This is a genomic window from Oceanisphaera pacifica (assembly GCF_017498065.1).
Classification (GTDB): Bacteria; Pseudomonadota; Gammaproteobacteria; order Enterobacterales; family Aeromonadaceae; genus Oceanimonas; species Oceanimonas pacifica.
This window is the reverse complement of sequence record NZ_JAGDFX010000021.1, coordinates 52,390-71,032: the sequence shown is the minus strand read 5'-3', so window position 1 is coordinate 71,032 and position 18,643 is coordinate 52,390. Positions and strand designations below refer to the sequence as shown.

19 protein-coding genes and 1 other RNA gene are annotated in these 18,643 nt (G+C 45.3%); 12 read left to right on the top strand and 8 right to left on the bottom strand.

What is annotated here, in order from left to right; all coding sequences use genetic code 11:
* Positions 1 to 554 precede the first annotated feature (554 nt).
* The 9 genes from J3U76_RS13580 to J3U76_RS13540 all read left to right on the top strand — a co-directional run bounded on the left by J3U76_RS13580 (position 555) and on the right by J3U76_RS13540 (position 7,997).
* The gene (locus J3U76_RS13580; RefSeq protein WP_208006507.1) at positions 555 to 1,817 is read left to right on the top strand and encodes a tyrosine-type recombinase/integrase; all 1,263 of its coding nucleotides are present in this window, start codon (positions 555 to 557) and stop codon (positions 1,815 to 1,817) included.
* 4 nt (positions 1,818 to 1,821) lie between these two features.
* A complete protein-coding gene (locus J3U76_RS13575; RefSeq protein ID WP_208006506.1) occupies positions 1,822 to 2,544 on the top strand; it encodes a hypothetical protein in 723 nt (240 codons plus the stop codon).
* 78 nt (positions 2,545 to 2,622) lie between these two features.
* Entirely contained in the window at positions 2,623 to 2,817 is a 195-nt protein-coding gene (locus tag J3U76_RS13570; protein ID WP_208006505.1) for a helix-turn-helix transcriptional regulator, read from the top strand.
* 137 nt (positions 2,818 to 2,954) lie between these two features.
* Entirely contained in the window at positions 2,955 to 5,693 is a 2,739-nt protein-coding gene (locus tag J3U76_RS13565) for a hypothetical protein (protein WP_208006504.1), read from the top strand.
* A gap of 530 nt (positions 5,694 to 6,223) precedes the next feature.
* Entirely contained in the window at positions 6,224 to 6,685 is a 462-nt protein-coding gene (locus J3U76_RS13560; protein WP_208006503.1) for a hypothetical protein, read from the top strand.
* A 92-nt stretch (positions 6,686 to 6,777) separates the two neighbouring features.
* Entirely contained in the window at positions 6,778 to 7,176 is a 399-nt protein-coding gene (locus J3U76_RS13555; protein ID WP_208006502.1) for a DUF5681 domain-containing protein, read from the top strand.
* On the top strand, positions 7,173 to 7,343 hold the full coding sequence (locus J3U76_RS13550) for a hypothetical protein (RefSeq protein ID WP_208006501.1): 171 nt from the start codon (positions 7,173 to 7,175) through the stop codon (positions 7,341 to 7,343). Before J3U76_RS13555 ends, J3U76_RS13550 begins: the two co-directional genes overlap by 4 nt.
* Positions 7,340 to 7,561 (top strand): hypothetical protein, encoded by a 222-nt coding sequence (locus tag J3U76_RS13545; RefSeq protein ID WP_208006500.1) that lies wholly within the window; start codon positions 7,340 to 7,342, stop codon positions 7,559 to 7,561. The genes J3U76_RS13550 and J3U76_RS13545 overlap by 4 nt, the downstream gene beginning before the upstream one ends.
* Before the next feature lie 169 nt (positions 7,562 to 7,730).
* Complete coding sequence (locus tag J3U76_RS13540; protein WP_208006499.1) at positions 7,731 to 7,997, top strand: hypothetical protein; 267 nt, start codon at positions 7,731 to 7,733, stop codon at positions 7,995 to 7,997.
* A 10-nt stretch (positions 7,998 to 8,007) separates the two neighbouring features.
* Here the strand turns inward: J3U76_RS13540 and bamE are convergent, their stop codons facing one another.
* The 3 genes from bamE to smpB all read right to left on the bottom strand — a co-directional run bounded on the left by bamE (position 8,008) and on the right by smpB (position 9,356).
* Complete coding sequence (gene bamE, locus J3U76_RS13535) at positions 8,008 to 8,373, bottom strand: outer membrane protein assembly factor BamE domain-containing protein (protein ID WP_208006498.1); 366 nt, start codon at positions 8,371 to 8,373, stop codon at positions 8,008 to 8,010.
* Positions 8,374 to 8,466: 93 nt separating this feature from the next.
* Positions 8,467 to 8,828, bottom strand: a transfer-messenger RNA (tmRNA) gene (ssrA, locus tag J3U76_RS13530).
* 42 nt (positions 8,829 to 8,870) lie between these two features.
* Entirely contained in the window at positions 8,871 to 9,356 is a 486-nt protein-coding gene (gene smpB, locus J3U76_RS13525) for an SsrA-binding protein SmpB (RefSeq protein ID WP_208006497.1), read from the bottom strand.
* A 173-nt stretch (positions 9,357 to 9,529) separates the two neighbouring features.
* On the opposite strand from smpB, the gene J3U76_RS13520 reads away from it, so the two are divergent.
* Both J3U76_RS13520 and J3U76_RS13515 read left to right on the top strand, forming a co-directional pair.
* Positions 9,530 to 9,961 (top strand): SRPBCC family protein, encoded by a 432-nt coding sequence (locus J3U76_RS13520; protein WP_208006496.1) that lies wholly within the window; start codon positions 9,530 to 9,532, stop codon positions 9,959 to 9,961.
* Positions 9,958 to 10,308: an RnfH family protein gene (locus J3U76_RS13515; RefSeq protein ID WP_208006495.1), complete on the top strand. Its 351-nt coding sequence runs from the start codon at positions 9,958 to 9,960 to the stop codon at positions 10,306 to 10,308. Before J3U76_RS13520 ends, J3U76_RS13515 begins: the two co-directional genes overlap by 4 nt.
* Before the next feature lie 69 nt (positions 10,309 to 10,377).
* On the opposite strand, the gene J3U76_RS13510 is transcribed toward J3U76_RS13515, so the two are convergent.
* Positions 10,378 to 10,716: an outer membrane protein assembly factor BamE gene (locus tag J3U76_RS13510; protein ID WP_208006494.1), complete on the bottom strand. Its 339-nt coding sequence runs from the start codon at positions 10,714 to 10,716 to the stop codon at positions 10,378 to 10,380.
* Between the two features lie 193 nt (positions 10,717 to 10,909).
* Between J3U76_RS13510 and udp the strand changes: the two genes are divergently transcribed.
* The gene (gene udp, locus J3U76_RS13505; RefSeq protein WP_208006493.1) at positions 10,910 to 11,668 is read left to right on the top strand and encodes a uridine phosphorylase; all 759 of its coding nucleotides are present in this window, start codon (positions 10,910 to 10,912) and stop codon (positions 11,666 to 11,668) included.
* 72 nt (positions 11,669 to 11,740) lie between these two features.
* On the opposite strand, the gene J3U76_RS13500 is transcribed toward udp, so the two are convergent.
* The 4 genes from J3U76_RS13500 to J3U76_RS13485 all read right to left on the bottom strand — a co-directional run bounded on the left by J3U76_RS13500 (position 11,741) and on the right by J3U76_RS13485 (position 18,410).
* Positions 11,741 to 14,374, bottom strand: coding sequence for a putative bifunctional diguanylate cyclase/phosphodiesterase (locus J3U76_RS13500; protein WP_208006492.1), 2,634 nt, complete (start codon positions 14,372 to 14,374; stop codon positions 11,741 to 11,743).
* A 209-nt stretch (positions 14,375 to 14,583) separates the two neighbouring features.
* Positions 14,584 to 16,104, bottom strand: coding sequence for an amidophosphoribosyltransferase (gene purF / locus J3U76_RS13495; RefSeq protein WP_208006491.1), 1,521 nt, complete (start codon positions 16,102 to 16,104; stop codon positions 14,584 to 14,586).
* Between the two features lie 20 nt (positions 16,105 to 16,124).
* The gene (locus J3U76_RS13490; RefSeq protein ID WP_208006516.1) at positions 16,125 to 16,613 is read right to left on the bottom strand and encodes a CvpA family protein; all 489 of its coding nucleotides are present in this window, start codon (positions 16,611 to 16,613) and stop codon (positions 16,125 to 16,127) included.
* A gap of 180 nt (positions 16,614 to 16,793) precedes the next feature.
* The gene (locus tag J3U76_RS13485) at positions 16,794 to 18,410 is read right to left on the bottom strand and encodes an AbgT family transporter (protein WP_208006490.1); all 1,617 of its coding nucleotides are present in this window, start codon (positions 18,408 to 18,410) and stop codon (positions 16,794 to 16,796) included.
* Positions 18,411 to 18,643: the final 233 nt, after the last annotated feature.

The window sequence follows — 18,643 nt, the reverse complement described above, 5'->3', positions numbered from 1 at the left end:
TAAAAATTATGAAGACATCATGAGCAGCGTCTGCGAGGCCTGGAACACCTTTATTGAAAGTGCCGAACGCGTGACACAAATGTGCTCCAGAGAGTGGATAAATCTGACCAGTTAATTTTACAGAATGTAATTGGTATCAGTTATGACGAAGCAAGTGAAATATTGCACTAAACAGCATACCTTCTAGTATTGTCAGTGCATTGGATGAGGAAGAGGCTAACTGTGCCACTTGGTGTGACACTTAGGCTTATTTGGGTAGTCATTCAGGTTATGCTGATATGGTGTAACTTGTTGATTAAAAACAAAAAGGCCCCTTGCGGGGCCTTTCCAATCGATTGGTGGAGCTGGCGGCAGATGAACAGCACAAACAACCACTAACAAAAGAAGACAACAAATAACAACACAACCTTTAATAATCAAAGACTTAACTGCAAATGTTATTACTTGTTATAACAACGGGTATCACCTGCTATAATCACCAAGTGGCCGCGTAAGTGGCCGCATGGCCGATAAGGTGGCCGCATGTATGGCCGCATAAATGGACAGGTGGAAGTATGAGCAAAGTTACAGCAAACACTGTTAGGGGTGTGCAGTCACTTTTAAGAAGTGGCGTAAAAGGTAATTACAGCGCAGGCAACGGCTTATATTTATCAGTGAATGGTGAAAACGTAGGTTCTTGGTTACTCCGTTATCAGATGGACGGTAAGCGCCAGCGCATGGGGTTTGGATCAGTTGAAAATGTAACCTTAGCGGAAGCCCGAGAAATGGCTGCCGAGCAAAAGGCATTGATTGCAAAAGGTATAAACCCTAAAGACTCACGAGCAGACGCCAAAAACCAAGCACTGGCTAAAGTGATAACTTTTGATGATGTAGCACGAGATTATATAGAGGCAAAGCGTCACGAGTGGAAGAACGCCAAACACGCCTACCAGTGGGAGCGTACGCTTGAGGTTTATGCTAGCCCTGTTATAGGACACCTAGCCCCTGCCGACATTACAACCGATCACGTCATACAGGTATTAAAGCCAATATGGCAAACCAAAGCCGAAACTGGTCGCAGGGTTCGAAACCGTATCGAAATAATCTTAAATGCTGCTAAGGCTCGAAAACTACGCACTGGCGAAAACGTAGCCGCATGGCGTGGCAATCTTGAGCTACTAATGCCAAGCATGAAAAAGCAAGCGCGACACATGCCCGCCCTACCGTGGCAAAGAATTCCCGACTTTTGGCAAGCGCTTACTCAATCCGAAGCTATGGCTGCACCCGCTTTAATGCTTACCTTATTAACTGGTGTTCGCTCAGGAGAGGCGCGCTTTGCTCACTGGGACGAATTCAACTTACAAGAAAAGACGTGGACTATTCCAGCCGAACGCATGAAAGCAGGCAAGCCGCACCGTGTACCCCTTAGCCGAGCTGTTATGGACATACTAGCAAGCATTCCCAAAGTGCCTAGCGGCCTACTATTTGAAGGGGCTAAAGAAGGTGTAGAAATAAGCAACACCGCAATGATAATGCTAGTCAGGCGTATGGATGAAGCCGACAAAAAACAAGGCGGCCAAGGCTGGCGCTCATTTAATGATGAAGTCATTGTCCCGCATGGGTTCCGCTCTACCTTTAGAGACTGGGCAGCCGAAGCGACCAACACACCCAACATTGTAGCCGAACAAGCTTTATCTCATGTTGTAGGTAATGCTGTAGAGGCTGCATATAGGCGCGGTGATTTATTAGAGCGCAGGCGTGAACTTATGGAGGCATGGGCTAACTATGTAACCCAGCCAAGCGCCAGCAACGTGCTACCTCTACGCAAGGAGGCATAAGGCTATGAAAGAATTTATAATGAAAGGAGTCATAGAGTCGGTACCTCCTGAACTGACTGGCTTAAAATATGATGAAAAAGAAATGCTGGCAGGTAATTATGAAAAAGTGCTTCTGACAGGCCATAGTGGCTTTCAAACTAAGACGCCTGCTATTTTTGCAATGTGGCGTTATGAAGATGCAATAGAACGACATGCTGAAAACAAATTCCAACCTTACGAAATTGCCCAAATACTAGCTGACCAGCAAGGCTTAGATGTTGATTTTTTTATGGACAAAGTAAGAGAGGGCTTTGCAAAAGGCTGGTTAAAGTTTTATTTACCTGATGGGACACCTGATGACTATGTAAAGTACCCAGATCATTACTCTAGAACCTACGAATCCTATTTAGGCTTAAGTCGTGAGTATTCAACACCAGAAGATATAAACGCATGGCTTGAGTTATGGGGAGCTAAATATAGCTTTAATGTAGGAGGTAAAAAACAAGCAGAAAAAAAAGCTACTACTCAACAAAGGCTAATTTTAGAGACCATCAAGCAATTAAGGTATATCCCTAATGAACTACCTAAACAAGTAAAGGGCAAGCCTTGGGTTAAGAGTGAAGTTAAAGAGATGCTAGATAGGAAGCCACCTTTTGAAGCACCATCCGCCTTTGATACTGCATGGAGAAGTTTGAGAGGCTCAGGCGAGATTAAAGAAATACATAGTATGGGTAAGGACAACAGTTAAAGCCCTACCCTTACACCCACACACACACCCAGCCGTAAATTGCCAACACTATCAAACGCCAACCGAGAGGCACTGATTATGGCAACTACACAACATATCACCCGACACCTAGCGCGGACTAAAGCAACCGCGCAACACTTTCAAATATCAGAAATGACCTTATGGCGCTGGCGCCAGCAGGATAGCTTTCCAAAAGTATTGAAGCGCGGGCAGACAGTCTTATATAACTTAGCAGCTATTGAGCAATGGCTACTAGCTGGCGAGGAGGCGTAGATGAAAAACGCCCGACCAACCGAAGTTAAGCCGAGCGCCTTTAATGCTTTGACGAGCATATTGATTATACCCGCTAATAGCATTAATACACAGAATGCTCTATCTACCATTGTCGCCTTGCTACTAGGGGGTGAGTTATGAGCCAATTAACTGCAACACTCAACCAGCAGCAAGCCGCATCCACTTTAAGCGGTCATTATGTATCGGTCATTACTAGCAAAAGCACCTTTACCAAAAAGTATTGGCTAGATGATGGGGAGCTAAAAAGTAAACCCGCAGCCAACATGAGCGCCGGAAGCGTAGAAGTTAAACACGTTAGCGGAGCCACTGAATTTGCCGAGTTAGTTAAAAGTCTCAATCACGATCAAGCCCTGTGCTTTGGTCGCATTGAGAAAGACGCCGCAAAGGTATTATCTAAAAAGCGTTTTGCTGAAACTGGCGAACCACTCGACACAGTGACTCGCTCACTTGAATACTTCACCTTTCCCAAGGCCGCTGGCGTCCTAGTGCTGGACTATGACCCACAGGAAGGTACAGAGCCGCTCACCAAAGAGCAATGGCTTGCTGCATTGTATAAGGCTTGTCCAGCGTTAGAAAGAGCCGGTGCAGTGTATTGGGTTAGCTCGTCGAGCCATATATACGAAGGGGAAACAGAGCGCCGTGGAGTATCCGGCCAGCGCCTTTGGGTTATGGTGCAAGACGCTAGCGACATTACACGCGCAGGTAAAGCACTATACCAGCGCCTATGGCTAGCCGGTCATGGCTATTTTGAGATAAGCCGAGCAGCTCGCTTTCTATCTAGAACCATAATCGACGAGTCAGTATGGAACGCCAACGGGCTAGACTTTGCATCCGGTGCTGACTGCGAAGCACCGCTTAGACAGCTACGCGGAGAACCAGAAGTAATCGACGGCGTTAGCTTTGACACGACAGTAATTAAAGACCTGACCGGCTCAGAGCTTGAAGCCTTGGCCGAAATGAAAGAGGAGTATAAAAAAGAGCTACAGCCGAAAGTTGAAGAAGCTCACGCCGAGTACATTAAAGAGATTGTCAGAAAAATACCCGACAGCCAAGGGAGAAATGATGCTCGGGAGCAAATCGCCAGAGCGTTAAATGATAACGTGCTAACCGGTAACTTTGAGATATTACTAGCTGACAGGCGCGCCGTTACCATAGGCCAGATGCTCGATAACCCTAGCGAGTACCACCTAGCCAAGACGCTAGACCCACTAGAACCCGAGTATGATAACTATAAGCAAACAGGGATTCTGTATTTAATCGGCGGGCGTCCGAACCTTTACTCTCACGCGCACGGCGGCCAAAACTTTAAACTAATTCGCCAAGTATCAAAAATCGAGTTAGTAGAGGGGCGAACGTATGAGGCCGTTAATACTACCGTTGAGCTATTTAAAAATATGCCTGACGTATTCGACATGGGCGAGCTGTTAGCGACTGTTAATAAAGGCCGTGCTGTTGCTTTGACGCAGCGCCCGCAAATGGCTTATTTTTTAGGTGAAATGACTCAATTCTACAGAGTGAAAACGAATAGCAAGGGCGAGTCTTACGAAATTCTATTGGATCCATCGGCTAACCTAATAGACCAGATAATAACTTTGCGTGATCGCCGCGAGTTAAAGAAACTAGACGCAGTTATAACAGCGCCCACCATGCGGAGGGATGGCTCTATATTGAATAAGGTGGGGTATGACGCCGCAAGTCGCTTGTATCTTGATGCAAAAGACGCCGGCTACCCTATCCCTCACGAGCCAACGCAAGAGCAAGTAAAGCAGGCTGTTGATACTGTTATGTATCCGTTTAAAGACTTCCCTTTTGCTGCCGAGTTAGACAGGGGCGTAATGCTAACCGCTATACTGACAGCAGTTGTTCGCCCAACGCTCAACGCTTGTCCTGCATTTGGTTTTGATGCACCAGTACAAGCGTCCGGCAAGTCATTACTCGCTATGTGTTTAGGTTTGCTAGCGGGAGTTGATGCGCCGAAAGTATGGCCGCACGTATCTAGCGGTAACGAGGAAGAAATTAGAAAGCGTTTAACGACCGCGCTTAAAGACGGTGAGCCGGTCATTATATGGGATAACATATTAGGCACCTTTGACAGTGCGAGCATTGCCGCTCTACTAACGTCCGATACATACAGCGACCGCCTTTTAGGGAGTAGTGATTCGGTATCAATGCCTAACAAAGCACTGTTCTTAATGACTGGTAACAATATGACACTGGCGGGAGACATGCCGCGCCGTGTGCTTAAATGTCGTATTGACCCACAGACAGACTCACCTTTTGCCCGAGAGTTTGATCTCAATCCGCGCGAATATGTAAAAGCTAACCGGCTCAAATTGGTAAGAGCAGCACTTACAATCATTCGAGGTTATAGGTCTGACTTATTCGCGGAGAAAGCAGCCGGTAACATGGCAAGCTTTGAGCTGTGGGACGAATTAGTTAGACAGCCTGTTGCATGGGTTAGCCGTGACATTTACCCGAATAAGTTTGGGGATCCGATGGAAGTTGTACGAGAAGCGCAGGCTAGTGACCCAGAGCAAGAACAGCTCTCTGACCTACTAGAAGCAATTTACGCGGTAATGGCTGACAGTCCTTTTAGTGCTAAAGAGATAATCACAAAGAGCAGCCCAGAGTTTAGAACTATGCAGAGTTTGGGCGGTGCGGTGATAAGCGAACCTAAACAAACCTTGTACGACGCACTAGCGGATATCATTGGCGACAAGCACAAACTAACGCCCCGCTCGCTAAGTAAGCAGTTAGGTTGGAAGAAAGGCCGAGTTGTGAACGGGATGCGTTTAGTTGAAGCGCCTACAGTGGCAAATACGAAACGTTACAGTGTTGAGTTAGTGCCCGAATAATAAAAGCTGTTTTTAATGCATAGCCCGCCATTTGAGCGGGCTTTTTTGTGTTTACGGTAGAGGGCTTTGAAAGGGCTTTGCCTTTTAGACGTAAAATATTGATATATAACGATTTATATCTAATTGAAAGGAGTTTATGGGGCTTCGAGGGCTTTGATCTACTCCATTGGCGATTAAAATATCTCTTAATTTATTACTATATAGAGTGAGGGGGAATGTAAACCCTCAAAGCCCTAGCTTTTATGGAAAAACTCGCCAAAGCCTTATACAGTAAGGCTCTCAGAGGTGGACTTTGAAAAATCGAAGCCCACACGCCTGCTCACTTAATGCGCAACCAAAAATAAGCTACCATTCCCGCCCCGTCCACCCTAGCCCGCCGAAAAAAGTTAAGCGTTGAGATGTGCGGAAGTTTCGCACTCAAGCGGTAACTCCTTATTACTGTTATAGTGGTTATTAATATTTATTTTTTAGACAACCTACACTACTAAGATTTACAACACTACAGCATATAACCATGCTTAAGGAACCCTATGAACAAGTATAATATTTTAGATAAAAACGGTGAGCTAGCTGCAGTTGAGTTAGGTTGCTTCGACACCCCAGACAAAACAAAAAAACTAGAAGATCAGGGTTATAAAAGTTTAGACTTGGAAGTAACTGCATTAAGTGAAAGTAAAGCTATTGAAAGCTATAAATCAGGAAAGTATAAAGAAAACCCTGATAACAACACTATCAAACCTCAACAAAGAAAGAATGTAAAGGCACATTATGTATATGAAACGAATGACTTTATTGTAGGGCTGCTAAGCGTTGTCGGCTGGCTATCTCTAATTGGTGGAGTATTTTTAACTTTTCTCTTAATTTCAGAATCAGGGATATTAATTGGTATATATGGTATAGCGGTATCATTACTCGGCATGCTTCTTTTAGCGTCCAGTATAATAACTAGAGCTTTAATTGAAATAGCTGTCAACACACGGAAAGATACTTAAAATAAAAATAATTACTCTTAACTAAACTGCTAACTTCAGAATATTTCCACCGTAGATTGCTAGCCTGATATTAAACAGGAGATAACAGGAATATGAGTAAATTTAAAGCGGGTAAGAGTGGCAACCCTGCAGGCAGACCAAAAGGTATCCCTGATAGTCGTAGCGCTTTACGCCGTGAGCTTGAAAAGCATGGGGAAGAGTTGCTAAATACTGTTGTTAAGATGGCGCTTGAAGGAGATGCGTCTGCTTTAAAATTATGCCTTGAGCGTATCATGCCACCAGTTAAGCCAAGTGCTGAACCCGTCACCTTTGAGCTATCAGGAGACACATTAACCGAGCAAGCGCAAAGCATTCTAAAGGCTATTGCTCAGGGCGAACTTGATCCGATTACTGGCCGCCAGCTTTTGGCCGCCATTGCTGACTTGTCTAAAATTACCGAGATAGACGAACTCAGCCGCCGCCTAGATGAGTTAGAGGAGCGCACAGCATGAGCATTAAAAAGCGCCTAGCTAAGCTTGAGACATTAACCGCTAAGCAATCGACTGTTATGGTGCCTACATTCGCAAACCTATATTACAGCGCCGAAGAACTAGCACTAATGGGAATTGCAGCGACCCAACCAGCGCAAAAGCTTAATTTTGAGGAGCTAGGGAAATGAGCACAAAGCAAAGGTTGGCTAAGCTTGAAGCCGTACACAGTAGACCCGCCGAGACGTGGCTCAGGGAGTTGCTAGCCGAGCTTGCAGCCGCTCGTAATGAGGGACGGGAACCAATGCCAAGACGAGCCACCAACAAAGAGCAAGCCGACCTGATCCAGAACTTGCCCGAGTGGGGTTTGAATTTAAAGGTTTTCGATGACGGGACTAACGAATGGTAAACATTAAGAAACGCTTAACTAAACTCGAAGCAAAGCATCCAGCCTTGCCAGCTTCACGCGTAAGCCCTGAAATTATAGCCGCGCTAAGTGTGAAACAGTTGGAGCGAATGCTCGCAATGAGGGACGCGGGGCAACCCGTACCAGTGCAAGCCGTAATTGAGGGGACAATATGACAACGCTAAAAAAGCGCTTGGCTAAGCTCGAAGCAAAGCACCCTGATTTAGTTGCTCAGCAGAATATAGAAATAGTTGCGGGCTACTTGGCAATAACTGAATGCCCCGAAATGGCAGGAACCAGCACCAGAGAGGGCGACACCGTGACCAGTTACGGCCTGACCTTGCAGCAAGCAATAGAAACGCGGGACGCTTATAAAGAGCACGGCAAGAAAATAATAATGCTTGTCGAGCCGTGCGGTCATTACAGCGCCTTAAGTTAAAAGGCGATAGTTATAGAACACCAGTTTTTAATTCTGTTTGCGTATCATTAAATGCATAATTTGAGACTACACCATTAGCATTGATCCAAACTTGTAGAGTTTGAGATGTAGTATCTGCGCCACCAGCAAGTAAGCCAACAACAGGAATAAAAGTCGATGCTTTAGCTTGTGATTTCGTATACATATACATTAAAAACTTTTGACCATCGGGAGCAATACCCACTGACATAGGGTTACCAAGTAAAGCATAAACCTGATTTTCTGTGGTTTTACCTTTCTCTATCTGCTGAACAGCATTAGCATCAATTTTCGCCCCATAAGACGCACAGCCCACAAACAAAAAGCACAAAATCAATGGAAGAATAAGCCTGAACATAACAATCCCTTGAGTCAAGTGGCCGCATAAATGGCCGCATCAAATTACAGATAAAGAAAAAGCCCTTGCATAACAAGGGCTTATCCAATCGATTGGTGGAGCTGGCGGGATTTGAACCCGCGTCCGAAAAACCTACGTCGTCGGTACTACATGCTTAGTCTAATCATTACATTCGCCATCTGCTGCGGATAGACACGCCACAGAATAACTAGCCTAAATTAAGTTTAACGCTTCCACCGTCAGGCTCGATTTCCACGCGATTCTGTGAAGGATGACCTTCCAATTCCCTAAGTCACAGACAAGCTAGGGTAGAAGGGCTCTATGCAGGTTATTAAGCTGCTAGTGCGTAGTTTTCGTCGTTTGCGACTATTTTTTTGCGATTTTTTAACGAGGCCTATCGCACCTCGGCATGCACCTAGGAGTTCGTGAATCTCGTCGAATCCAGAATCAGCCCCAAGTTCGTTTATCCTAAGCTAATTTGATAAAAATCGCAAGGGTTAACGATTGCTGTGTTTCATCATGCGATCTTTTTCACGCTTCCAGTCTCGCTCTTTTACGTCTTGGCGCTTGTCTCGGTCTTTTTTACCTTTTACCAAGCCAATTTCGACTTTAACCCAAGAGTTAGACCAATATAGCGCCAGCGGCACTAAGGTGTAACCTTCGCGGTCAAGCTGATCGGCTAAGCGATCGAGCTCGCGTCGCTTAAGTAAGAGCTTGCGCGAACGCATGGGGTCACATACTACATGCGTTGACGCCACATTAAGGGGCGTAATGGTGGCGGCAATTAAAAAAGCTTCGCCATTACGTATAAAGACGTAAGAATCGGCAATGTTGGCTTTGCCGGCCCGCATTGCTTTCACTTCCCATCCTTGTAGTTCTAACCCGGCCTCGATTTTTTCTTCAACAAAATATTCGTGCCTTGCCTTTCTATTAAGGGCAATGGTGCTAGAGCCTACTTTTTTCTTTGATTTAGATTTTTTCATAATGCCTCGAGTATACGGATCCTTTCATGCCTTGGGAAATACTCGCGTCTTAACTGCGCACTTTTCACTCAAGGTTGGAAAGATAAATACAGTGATGACTTAAAAACGGTATCGGTCGTGAGTCCCACTGAATTTAATGTTAAAATGCACGGGTCTTGCTGCCAGGAGAAAGTATGCCAAGTATCACTCGCAGTGCGTTAGTTATGTTTAGCGCACAACAAATGTATGAATTGGTTAACGATATTGACTCATATCCCCAGTTTCTACCTGGGTGTGTCGATAGCCGTGTGATTTCTGAGTCTGATAATACAATAACGGCAGCGCTAGATGTTGCTAAAGCGGGGATTCGTAAAACTTTTACCACTCGTAATACCCTTACTCCTAGTCGTCACATTAGTGTGGAGTTGGTTGACGGCCCTTTCAAGGCTTTAAATGGCGGCTGGACCTTTACCCCATTAGATGATGATGCTTGTAAAGTGGAGCTTGAGCTTTACTTTGAGTTTACCTCTAGATTAATAGAGCTCGCATTTGGCGGTGTTTTTAAAGAGCTGGCTAATGCCATGGTACAGTCTTTTAGCGAACGAGCCAAAAAGGTGTACGGATGAAGCTAATTCACATTGAAGTTGTCTATGCGCTTCCCACTCAGCAAACCGTATTAAGCCTAACCGTACCGGAAGCAGGACAGGTACAAGAAGCCATTGAGCAGTCAGGTATCTTGCAGCAATTTCCTGAGATAGATCTTAATACCAATATGGTGGGCATTTTTGGAAAGCAGGTTAAGCTTGATCAGGTATTACGAGAAGGGGATCGCATTGAAATTTATCGTCCCCTACTCGCTGATCCGAAAGAGATCCGACGCAAGCGGGCTGAGCAGGCTAAAGCCGCAGGCAGAGCAGACAAAGTCACGGGTGGTCGCCCCGACCCTAATCGTGCCAGACGTAACAAAGCATAACTACCTAATACGCTAAATGTCGGCTCACTTTGTTATGTAAGCCGACATTGTTGTGTTTTATCCTGCCCACTAAAAGCTGTTTGAAAATGCCGCTGGCTCTTGATAATCACCGCCCACAGAAATAAGTGCATTATTATCAAAGTTTAAAATAAGCTCTTGTTGCTCGGGAGCTTCATGCCCTGCTTTAAAATAGTAGAGGTACACCCAGCGATCTTTGTTAAAGCCATCTAAACTCATTGGGCTGCCCAATAAATAGCGTACTTGCTCTTGGCTCATGCCTTGGCGTAACTTTTCTACTTGCTTGCTTTCAATATAGTTACCTTGTGGAATGTCCACTTTATATACCAAGCTACAGCCGGTTACAGGTAAAGTAAGTAATAAAGGTAATATCAGGGTTTTCAGTTGCATAGGTGCATCGTATCTTGTGGGTCTTATCGCCATCATAACGGCTAGCGTCAAGCTTGTAAAAGCCGATGGTCGTTAATCGCTTTCCAAGTTGAATATAGACAAGAAATCTCTCAGCGCTTACATGACTTAAGTCGCTGTTATTTTGCGTTAAGTACTCTATGATGTTGTTTTATCATGTTATTCGGAGCTCACTATGACCAAACACGTTTTTCATCTCGGCATTACCGATCAAGACTTGCAAGGTGCCAAGCTTGCCATTATTCCTGGCGATCCTGAGCGCGTCAGCCGCATCGCTAATCAATTGACTAACCCACGTCCTCTGGCCAGTAAACGCGAATTTAGCTCTTGGCTTGGCGAGTTAGATGGTAAAGCTGTTGTGGTCTGCTCTACTGGTATTGGTGGCCCTTCTACCTCAATTGCAGTAGAAGAGCTGGCACAACTGGGGGTTTCTACCTTTTTACGTATTGGCACCACAGGCGCCATTCAGCCACATATTAATGTGGGAGACATGATAGTCACCCAAGGTTCGGTACGTTTAGATGGCGCGAGTCGTCATTTTGCCCCTTTGGAGTTTCCGGCTGTTGCTGACTTTGACTGTAGTTGTGCCTTAGTTGACTCGGCGCGAGAGCAAGAGATTGCCCCTCATGTTGGTGTTACCGCCTCATCAGACACTTTTTACCCCGGCCAAGAGCGCTACGATACCTTTTCAGCCCGAGTACCCAGAGAGCTACAAGGCAGCTTAAAAGAATGGCAAGACTTAGGCGTATTAAATTATGAGATGGAGTCGGCCACCTTATTTACCATGTGTGCCAGCCTTGGTTTAAAAGCCGGTTGTGTGGCAGGCGTTATCGTTAACCGTACTCAGCAAGAAATACCCGATGATGCCACCGCTCAGCAAGCAGAGCAACAAGCTATTGATATTGTTATTGGTGCGGCTCGCCGTTTAGTGTAAGCAGGCATAATAGCGCGTACTTTTCCACACATATTAAAGCAGGCTGTCTTTGCTGTTAGCATTAAGGTAAATCTAAACATTGATTTGCTCAGCCTGCATCATGGCTTCTAATTGCTCCGCCGCTTGAGGCTTAGCATATAAATAGCCTTGGTATAAATAACAATGATTGGCGAATAAAATATCACGCTGCACCTCGGTTTCGACTCCCTCGGCAATCACTTCTAACCCCAAGCTGTTTGCCATTGCCATTACTGCTCGAATAATCGCTAAACTGCTGGAATCTTCGGGCAAGCCGCGCACAAAAGACTGATCAATTTTCAATTGATCCAGTGGCAACTGTTGCAGGTATTGTAGTGATGAATATCCAGTACCAAAGTCATCAATCGCAAAACGAATGCCTGCTTGTTTAAATTGGCGCATTCGCTCAATGGCCTGAGACATATCGGTCACCAACATGGACTCTGTTAGCTCAAGTTTTAACCGTTGTGGGTCGGCACCAGTTTTTTCGATCACCGCCAACACATCTTCTACAAAATGGTGCTGATAGAGCTGAGCTGGACTAATGTTCACCGACACTGTGATATCTCGAAAAATAGGCATATCAGCCCAGCGCGCCATTTGTTCGCAGGCGCGCAACAACACAACTTGGTCAATGCTGCTCATTATGCTCGACGCTTCTGCCACTTCAATAAAAGCACCAGGGGCTAATAAGCCGCGAGTAGGATGATGCCAGCGCACTAATGCCTCGGCTCCAACCAGCTTTTTGTCGCTATTAAACTGTGCTTGAAAGAACACACAAAACTCTTTTGCTGCTAAGCCTCGCTTAATGTCTTCTTCTAATAATAAGCGTGCTGATAACGCATCTTGCATTTTAGGCTCAAACAGTCGCCACTCCCCCTTCCCTACTGCCTTGGCTGCATACATAGCCATTTCTGCTTGGTGTAATAATTCTTCTGCTGAATGGCGGCTTCCAGCAAGCTCGGCTATACCTAAGCAGGCACTGCTACGTAAGCCTTGCTCTGCATGATGGTAAGGTTGTTCTAGTGCCGTAAATAACCGTTGGCTGTACTGCGTTAGATATTCAACTAACTCAGCTTTATTATCTGCCTGCGGCTCTAGCACTAATACAAACTGATCACTCCCCAGCCGAGCTAAGCAATCTTCTTCTGTGAGTAAACGATATAAGTGATCAGCAATGTGCTTTAGTAGCTTGTCTCCAACCGAGAACCCCCAAAGATCGTTAATCTTTTTAAAGTGATCAAGGTCGATAAAAATTACAGCGCCTAACCGTTTTTGTTTAGCACTGTCTCTTTGTATTTGCTTAATGCGATTAATCAATAACCGCCGATTAGGTAAACCTGTGAGCGCATCATAAAATGCCAAATGATGGATTTTTTTAGCGTCTTCTTTTTGAGCGCTAAGGTCGGTCATGCCCGCCACATAGTGACTGACCTCGCCTTGGCTATCTTTAACGGCGCTAATTGACAACAACTGGGGGTAAACTTGTCCCGACTTACGCTTATCGTAAATCTCGCCTTGCCAATGTCCCTGCGAAGTAATGTCTTGCCACATTTCACGATAAAAGGCTTTATCGTGCTTACCGGAGCTAAAAATAGTGGGTGTTTTGCCAAGAACGTCTTGTTGTTGATAACCGGTAATAGCAGTAAAAGCACGATTCACGCGCAGAATACGATTGTTTTTATCTGTCACCAAGAGACTTTGAAAGCTCTCGAATGCCACCGCAGCTATGCGTAAGTCTGTCTCATCTTTAATGCGCTCACTGATATCACGGCTTAGAATAACCACGGCATCACGTTCGTCAATATCTGCTTTTACGACTTGAGCCACACTCTCAAAAGTACGCAGTTCATTATCAACCTCTAATTCAAATACCATATGATTAACTGCTTGTTGGGCTATGGTGTCTTTAATAAAGGCTTGCAAACGTTGAGCGTGCTCTGCGGGATAGACATCTTGCACATTTTTACCTACCGCTCTGTGATCTTCTTGCTCAAAGATGATGTTGCCTGCCGTCACCTCTATATACTCGCCCTGCTCGTCAATCACACTCATCATATCGGGGAGTGCGCTGGTAATCGCGAGTAAACGCGCCTGACTGCTTGCCAGTGTTTGTTGCTCTTGTTGGCGGTCATGCGCATCTTTTAAAATAAAGATTAGCATTAAGGTTAGCGGCACCGCCACGACCATAAAAGGCAGCATCATAGATAATAAGTGCGCTTGTAATTGCGGCTCTACCGTCAGATAAAGTAAGCTCATACTCATGCAATGCAGCAAGATGGAAAGCGGCAATAAGTATTTAATATTAAGAGAGAGTCGCCCTTGTAAAAGCGCATACCGACATATTAAACCTAAAGATAATGCCAGCGCCATACTCACAATACTAACTAAGGCGCTCGCATCATTTATCCAAATATAAACACTCGCGGCCAAAATAAAGGCTAACCCACCGGTAAGTAGCCCACTGAGCAATCCCGCAACAAAAATGACCGCATCGGCCACATCCAGTAACACACCCGGCCCAATAGTGAATGGCATAGTAATGCAGGCAATCGCAATCATGCCCAACCAAAATCCTGAAGTAAGGGGCAATAACCTAGGATAAGGTTGGACTAGGCGTATATTCATTGCCAATAACCAGCCTGAAGCCAGTATTAATATGGCCTGTTCTATAATGGAGATCAGCATAAAGGGATAGTGGCATCTCTAATATGGGTTAAGGGGCAATTTGCTATAACGTCAATTATTTATCTGGATAAAATCACCATACTACACAAGTCTATCACTGTATTCTATTTGGCTTTGAATGCGACTTACTATAAAGAGTACGGTTGAACATCATCATTAATGCAATAAAAAAGGGGCCTTAGCCCCTTTTTATCATCTAGTAGTACGTTTTAAGATTGACCTTCGTTATAAATGCCTAAGTGGCTATTATCACTGCAATCGTTTAATTTGGCACCGTCGTTACGCAGGGCATTTAGTTCATCTAAATACGCTTGGTTCACATCTTGTGTCACGTACTCTCCCGTAAACACTGAGGTTTCAAAGCGGCGTAAGTCTGGGTTAAAGTGACGCACTGCACTCTCTAAGTCTGATAGCTCTTGGTAAATAAGACCATCGGCACCAATAAGCTGGCAAATTTCATCCACTTCTCGCCCATATGCGATCAGCTCATTGACCGAGGGCATATCAATGCCATACACATTAGGGAAACGAATTTCTGGTGCAGCGGAGGCAAAATAGACTTTTTTGGCGCCCGCTTCGCGCGCCATTTTTATAATTTGCTCAGAGGTGGTGCCACGAACAATAGAATCATCAACCAGTAGTACATTTTTACCGGCAAATTCAGAAGGAATCGCATTAAGCTTACGGCGCACCGACTGCTCGCGCTGTACTTGCCCAGGCATAATAAAAGTACGGCCAATATAGCGGTTTTTAACGAAACCTTGTCGATAAGGTAAATCAAGATTATGGGCGATTTCTAGTGCGATATCACACGAGGTCTCAGGAATAGGGATCACTACATCAATATCAAAGTCTTCCCACTCGCGGGCGATTTTATCTCCCAGCTTTTGTCCCATTTGCGCGCGTGCGCCGTACACAGACACCTTATCAATAAAAGAATCGGGTCGTGCAAAGTAAACATATTCAAAAATACAGGGTTGATGCTGAGGCTCAGCAGCGCATTGTTCAGTAAAGAGTTCACCTTGCTCGGTAATATATACGGCTTCTCCGGGGGCAATATCTCGGATCAACTCAAAGCCTACTGCATTAAGCGCCACACTTTCTGAGGCCACCATATACTCAGTGCCACCGGTTTCACAATCGCGCTTGCCTAACACCAGCGGACGTATCCCATTAGGGTCACGAAATGCCAGCATACCGTGGCCAATAATGGCTGCCACTGTGGCATAAGCGCCCTTCACTTGCTCATGAACTTTGCTAATAGCAGCAAACACATGACTCGGCTCGAGGCGCAGAGTTTGTGTTTGCTGATCTAATTCGTGAGCAAATACGTTCAGTAGAATTTCTGAATCAGAGCTGGTGTTAATGTGCCGACGGGCTACGCGAAACTGCTCTTCTTTAAGCTCGCGCGCATTGGTTAAATTACCATTGTGCGCCAGCGCTATGCCAAAGGGGGAGTTGACATAAAATGGCTGGGCTTGTGCAACACTGCTGCTACCTGCGGTTGGATAACGCACATGACCAATGCCCACATTACCAATCAAGCGCTCCATGTGGCGCTCTTCAAACACATCACGTACTAAGCCATTTGCTTTACGTTGGCGCAAAGTATTACCGTCTATGGTAACAATGCCCGCTGCATCTTGGCCTCTATGTTGTAACACGGTTAGGCCATCATATAGCGCCTGATTTACTGGAGTCGTACCTAAAATTCCGACAATCCCACACATGTCCTAATTTCCTCAATTCATTATGGCTTGGGGGGTAAAAAGCTGGATGAATTTTGCACCAGGCTGAAGAACCACTGGATAATAATACCGAATTCCGGAATTAACCGAGACTGTTGCCACCACAGACTTTGCGAAAAGCCGGTCATGGTATCGATAAAAAAGATAAGAGCTGCCACGATCAATACACCGCGCACAGCACCAAAACAGACACCCAGTACGCGATCCGTACCTGAAAGCCCCGTTTTAACGACGAGTTCACCTATGATGTAATTGACGAGCGCACCCAAGATCAGGGTTAACACAAAAAGAATGGCAATGGCGGCACCATCGCGTATAAGGGGATCTGAAATATCAAGCAAAGTGCTTAAATCGGCATAAAATTGGCTGGCAACAAAAAAAGCAGCAAACCAAGTTACCAGTGACATTGCTTCTTTTACAAAGCCTCTTACTAGGCTAATAATGGCCGAAAGCGCAATTATGCCTAAAATTACATAGTCTATCCAAACCATCATTAACTGCCGAGCACCTGATTAATGTCGCGTATTCTACCAAAGTAAGCAGCCAAAAGGCGAAAGAAAAACGGATAAACTTCATTCAACATAAAACTACTTTTACAACACAAAAAAGGGGAATGTAGCCTCCCACATTCCCCTTTTTATAATGAGCACTCTTTTTGTGCCAAGCATGCTTTATGAAGAAGACATCACCTCATAAAAAGTAGCAGCGCCCGGCCCAACTGGCAGGCCGAACACAAACACCCACACAAAGAACAATAGGCTCCACCCTAATAAAAACACCAACGAATAAGGCAGCATAATAGCCATTAAGGTACCAATGCCTAAGTCTTTCTTATAGCGCACCGCTACCGCCATGATCAGACCAAAATAACTCATCATGGGCGTAATAATATTGGTGGTTGAATCCCCGATGCGATACGCCGCCTGAACCACTTCTGGCGAATAGCCGACCAGCATGAGCATAGGCACAAAAATAGGTGCCGTTACCGCCCATTGTGCCGAGGCCGAGCCTAGCATTAGGTTAATAAAGCCACACAATACGATAAAGCAAATCATCAGCATGGGGCCGGTTAAGCCTATATTTTGTAAAAAGGTTGCGCCTTGTACCGCAATCACTGTGCCAAAGTTAGTCCAGCTAAAAAACGCCACAAACTGAGCCGCAAAAAATACTAATACAATGTACATGCCCATCGAGCTCATGCTTTTTGACATGGCATCAATCACATCACGATCGCTTTTCATGGTGCGCATCATACGGCCATATACAAAACCGGGAATGGCAAAAAACACAAAAATAAACGCCACTATGCCCTTTAAAAAAGGCGAGCCGGCAATATCACCGGTAACAGGGTGACGTAACACACCGTTTTCCGGCACTATGGTGAGCGCCAACAAAGCACATACCACTAACGCCGCTAAACCTGCTCCTTTTAACGCTCGCTTTTCATTAGCGGTGACAGCGCCCATATGTTGGGTGTCAATGTCGTCTTCGGCCTCTTCCACATTGTAAGGTCCTAATTTAGGCTCCACTATTTTTTCGGTCACTAAGGCGCCTAACCCCGCGATCACAAAGGTACTCACAAACATAAAGTACCAGTTTACCTCTGGGCCCACTATGTATTCGGCATCAATAATCTGTGCTGCCGTTTGCGTAATACCAGACAATAACGGATCAACAGTACCCAGTAATAAGTTAGCGCTATAGCCACCAGAAACCCCCGCAAAAGCGGCGGCAAGCCCTGCTAATGGGTGTCGCCCTAACGAATGAAAAATCATGGCAGCCAGCGGGATCAACACTACATATCCCAGCTCAGATGCCGTATTAGAAACAATACCGGCAAATACCACGGTAATGGTCACCATACGCTGCGACGCATTCATCACCAAGGCGCGCATCGCCGCAGATAACAAGCCTGAATGTTCGGCAATCCCGACCCCGAGCAAGGCCACGAGCACTGTGCCAAGCGGAGCAAAGCCGGTAAAATTACTGACCAAATTGCCCACAATGCGCGCTAAGCCTTCACCATTAAGTAAGCTAACAACCTGGATCATGCCATCACTGGCGCGCCCTTTGGCTCCTTCTGGCCTAGGGTCGATTACGCTCAACTCAAAATAGCCTGCTATACCAGAGGCAATTAAAATGGCGATACAAAACAGCGCAAATAATGTAATGGGGTGCGGTAACAAGTTACCCAGCCACTCCACGGCATCTAAAAAACGCGTAAAGGCTTTTCTCTTCCCAGCCGGCTCAAAACCTTTGGCCTGACGCTGTGTTGAAGGTGAGGTCATCTTCTTTCTCCCTGAAAACACGCCATAGTGCTGACGCTATGGCTCGAATAGTAATAAAACCAGCCTGAAAAACAGCCTATAAATCCAACGAACAAAAAACAAACCAACAAATATGCTGCTTTATTAATATTTAGCGGTGGATTATACATAGAGAGAAAGGGACATCAACAACATATGATACTGATATGTTAATTGGTTGTAATTAATTTGACTGCTATCAAGAAAAGTAGCGA